This is a genomic window from Sphingobium sp. (genome assembly GCF_035511395.1).
GTDB lineage: Bacteria > Pseudomonadota > Alphaproteobacteria > Sphingomonadales > Sphingomonadaceae > Sphingobium.
In genome coordinates this window covers 1-2,700 of record NZ_DATKFP010000362.1, presented here as the reverse complement: position 1 = coordinate 2,700, position 2,700 = coordinate 1, and the positions used below count along the sequence as shown (strand labels likewise).

At 62.4% G+C, this 2,700-nt stretch carries 7 protein-coding genes; all 7 read right to left on the bottom strand.

Going from position 1 to position 2,700, the window contains the following annotated elements; genetic code table 11:
- Positions 1-493, bottom strand: a 493-nt coding sequence (locus VMR39_RS25025) for a hypothetical protein (protein WP_325420316.1), incomplete at its 3' end; no start/stop codon positions are given.
- The gene (locus VMR39_RS25020) at positions 490-684 is read right to left on the bottom strand and encodes a hypothetical protein (RefSeq protein WP_021688166.1); all 195 of its coding nucleotides are present in this window, start codon (positions 682-684) and stop codon (positions 490-492) included. The genes VMR39_RS25020 and VMR39_RS25025, both read right to left, overlap by 4 nt.
- A 28-nt stretch (positions 685-712) precedes the next feature.
- Positions 713-901 (bottom strand): hypothetical protein, encoded by a 189-nt coding sequence (locus tag VMR39_RS25015; RefSeq protein ID WP_021688167.1) that lies wholly within the window; start codon positions 899-901, stop codon positions 713-715.
- Between the two features lie 64 nt (positions 902-965).
- Entirely contained in the window at positions 966-1,166 is a 201-nt protein-coding gene (locus VMR39_RS25010) for a hypothetical protein (RefSeq protein ID WP_325420312.1), read from the bottom strand.
- Positions 1,163-1,585 (bottom strand): hypothetical protein, encoded by a 423-nt coding sequence (locus tag VMR39_RS25005; protein ID WP_021688169.1) that lies wholly within the window; start codon positions 1,583-1,585, stop codon positions 1,163-1,165. Before VMR39_RS25005 ends, VMR39_RS25010 begins: the two co-directional genes overlap by 4 nt.
- 83 nt (positions 1,586-1,668) lie before the next feature.
- Positions 1,669-2,034 (bottom strand): DUF6283 family protein, encoded by a 366-nt coding sequence (locus VMR39_RS25000; protein WP_021688170.1) that lies wholly within the window; start codon positions 2,032-2,034, stop codon positions 1,669-1,671.
- Entirely contained in the window at positions 2,031-2,513 is a 483-nt protein-coding gene (locus tag VMR39_RS24995; RefSeq protein ID WP_325420309.1) for a hypothetical protein, read from the bottom strand. The genes VMR39_RS25000 and VMR39_RS24995 overlap by 4 nt, the downstream gene beginning before the upstream one ends.
- Positions 2,514-2,700 lie beyond the last annotated feature (187 nt).

Genomic DNA, 2,700 nt, shown 5'->3' with positions numbered 1-2,700 from the left:
CGGCGGTCTGCGTGCAATCGCCCGGATAGACGATGAGATCGTCCGCCGCCGCGCTGCCTTTGCTGATATATATCCGCCAGACATTACGGCGAACTTCTGCCTGCTCACGGGCTTCGGTGAGAGGATTAAACAGGTCCGCCCACTGGCGCCGGTCGGGATCGTCCGCGAGATCGGTCCAGTCTCCCAACATGCCCCACACGTTATATCCATCAATCACGGCATAATGCTCGCGTGCTGCGCGCCGCGCGGCTTCGCGCTTGGGTGCATCGCGTCGTGCCTTGGCCTCTGCCTGTTTCCAACGGACCGACGACAGCCCCTGTTCGAGGCCCTGGATGACGTCCGCCGCCACGGCTTCCCCCCGCCTGGGCAGGATATAGGAGTGGTGTGCGGCCGCGATCTGTTCGGCGCCATATCGCGCGAGCGCTAGCAAGGCCTGCAGTTCGGTCTTGTTGAGAGTGACCCGAAGGCCGCTCGCCAGCGCGTGCGTTTTCATGGGCGGCGTTCCTTGTACCAGGGTTTGAGGCCCGCGAGCGGCAGCTTGTATTCCCGCGCGGTGTGATGGCCGTCCTCGGAAAAGAAGCCCCAGTGGCCGGTCGAGGAATATCGCAGGAACAGGAGCTTCTCGTTCTCCTCGGTCCTGATCCACATGCCAGGCGCAATCGGGTATCGATCGGCAGTGTTCATTGGCGCCTCCTCGATGATGGGAATTCCGTCAGGCGACGTGCAGGACGAGATTCTCGTCCTTCGCCGGACGCGTCTCCGTCACACGGAACGGCTGGATCGAACTGCCGGTGCGGATGACATACTGATTGCGGCCGGTGGCGCTGCGGCGCTGAATCGCGCAGGCATATGCGTGCTCCGCGCTTGCTAAGACCCCACGAAGGGGAGACAGTTGGGCCATGATATCCTCCATGATGTTGCGGTGAGGAAACTTTGTGCCCGGCAGGCGGGCATAGGCAGCGGGATCAGCCTTGTTGCTGTGTGCCTTCCGCATCGTCGGAGGCGACCGGAGGGCCAATACTGTCGATGACGGTGCGCGCCGACTTCTCCCAACCGGCCTCGTCGAGGATATCGGCGGCATCCATCCTGGCGACATCGAGTTCGCTCTGGGTGGAAGCGAGTGCGATCTGCCTGAGCGCGCGAAGCGCCATGTGCATCTCGATCATGCGGCAATCGCTTCCACGGTGATGCGGAACGAGGTGCGATCGTCCAGCACGAGGTAGATCTGCGTCCCCGTCTCCATGTCGCAGCTCGCGATGCTGTCGATATTGGCACTGGTGCCGTGGATTTCCGAAATCACGTGCGGCGGACGGTCATCCTCGCAATCGCCGCCCTCGTCGCACTTTTGGGCATGGGTCTCCAGCAACTCGGAGATCAGGGCAGCAACCGTGCTGGCGCGGGTCGGATTGTCGGTGTCGGTCCTGTCGATCACATCGCGCAGGATCGGTGTCAGCGCGTCATTGATCTGGAAAAGCAGGTCCGACCTTTCCCTATCGCGAAGACCGTCCAGCACGGTGTCGGGAATGAGGTTGGTGACCGCATGGGTCGCGTCATTGACCAGCCCGTCGAAATGATCGTCGTTCATCGGATGTCTCCCTGGCGGATTCGACCGGACGCGGCGCACGAGGCGCCCGGTCTTGTATCGGGGATGGAAGGCTATTGGCGGTCTCAGGGCCGCTGCATCATCCTGGCCCGGACGCTCTCGATCCATTGTGCCGGGTTGTTATGATGCTCTAGAAATTCCTGCGACCACGCGAATACCGTCTCGGTATCCGGCTCGACCGTATCGAGCGCGTCGCCATAATCGGGATGGTGCGCGCCTTTGCAGCTGTTGCGCATGAAGATGAGCGCGCCGGCGCACATGGCGCGGGCATCGCTGCCGTCGCCCGGAATGGTCTTGTGGCAAGGCAGCGGCGGCCCGTCGAACTGGATCTGCTGCGTGAAATCCTCCGGCCGGTAGCCGCCCAGCCAACCGGCGGGATGATCGCGGCGCCAGGGGCATTCGTTGCACGGCCGCGTGAGCAGCGGCTTCATGTCGCGCCCGCCCGCGCGGTTTGCAGCGTCTCCGCCATGAGCCACCGGGTCGAGCCGCCGAATATTTCCGTATCGGTGACGACATAATAGCCGCCGCCGAAAGCGCCGGCGATGTCCTTGTCAGCCACCTCCGCCCATTGAAAACCGAAGGGCAGCGCGGATTTGCAGACCTTCTGGATCAGTGATGCGAGAGCCGGAACGTCGACCTCATGGCCGCTGATGAACGCGAACTGTGTCCTGGCCTCCGGGTCACCTTGAATAATGAGGTCGGCGTCGAACTCGGGGAAGCCCGGGTCGGACCAGAGATCGAGAAAGTCCGCGAATGGATCTTCCTCTTCCGGCTTTTTCGGGAAGGTGTTCCTGAAGGCTTCGCTGAGCGACGCGTAACAGGTCTTCACCGCTTGCAGGCTGTCAGACGAGAGTTCTGCGAAGTCGCTGGACAGCTGCGCCGACACGGCGAAGCATTCCTTGAGCAGCAACGCTTCCGCCGGCGTCACCGGAATGGCGAACGCCGTTTGCAGATAGTGATTGGCCATTTTCGGGCTCCTCGATGAAAAGGACAGAATGGAGGTCGAGAGCACGAAGCCGGCTCAGTCGCCGATCGCCTCGACGCAGCTTTCGCCATCGATATCGAACGGGCCGGTATCGGTATCGATCGGATCATGG